The sequence below is a fragment of the Treponema sp. R8-4-B8 genome (assembly GCF_054786175.1).
Genome location: NZ_BDHE01000227.1, coordinates 1 through 643 on the forward strand (window position 1 = coordinate 1; position 643 = coordinate 643).

Sequence of the window (643 nt, forward strand, 5' to 3'; positions counted from 1 at the left end):
ATGCTGACAACCTCGCAATCAGTCCCTATCCTCATAGACGGCCCCCATGTTCCCGCGCCGGATGTCACTATCAGGTTCGGCGCGCCCGGCTCTCTTTGGTAGCTGTCTCTTATACACATCTAGATGTGTATAAGAGACAGCTATATTACCAAGGTAGTTTTATACAGGAAGGCTCCGGCGTTGCGGCTTCCGCGCCGCGGGAACCGTTCTTGATTTTTGATTGCCTGCCATATCGCAAAGAAAGGTTTTTTCGGTGAAAAAGCTGACTTTTTTTATAGCCGCGCTGCTATTGTCGTGCTCCGCCGTTTCCGCCCAGCAAGCGCCTAAGCTCAAGGTCGCGGTCGCAGCCGTAGGAGACGAGCCGGCCCAGAAACGCAACACCCTCAAAGTTCTTGTCACCAAAATCCAAGAGGCCTTCGTGAACGACGGGCGCTTCATAGCGGTAACCCGCGATCAGGACGTGCTGGACCGGATAGTCAAAGCGCACATATATGACCGCAGCGGCGCGGTGGACGACAATCAAATAATAGCGATAGGAAAACAGCTGTCTCCTATACACATCTAGATGTGTATAAGAGACCGTTGGTGGGGATTACGGCGCTTACGTACTTTGTGTACATGCTCAGCGCCCCTATGGGGCTGG

General features: G+C 53.2%; 2 protein-coding genes. One reads left to right on the plus strand and one right to left on the minus strand.

The features are described 5' to 3' along the window. Positions 1–159 precede the first annotated feature (159 nt). On the minus strand, positions 160–381 hold the full coding sequence (locus ACYVRA_RS08055; protein ID WP_461252215.1) for a hypothetical protein: 222 nt from the start codon (positions 379–381) through the stop codon (positions 160–162). 37 nt (positions 382–418) lie between these two features. On the opposite strand from ACYVRA_RS08055, the gene ACYVRA_RS08060 reads away from it, so the two are divergent. Next, positions 419–565 carry a hypothetical protein gene (locus ACYVRA_RS08060; RefSeq protein WP_461252216.1) on the plus strand — a complete coding sequence of 49 codons (147 nt, stop codon included), beginning with the start codon at positions 419–421 and terminating at the stop codon, positions 563–565. The last annotated feature ends 78 nt before the right edge of the window (positions 566–643 follow it).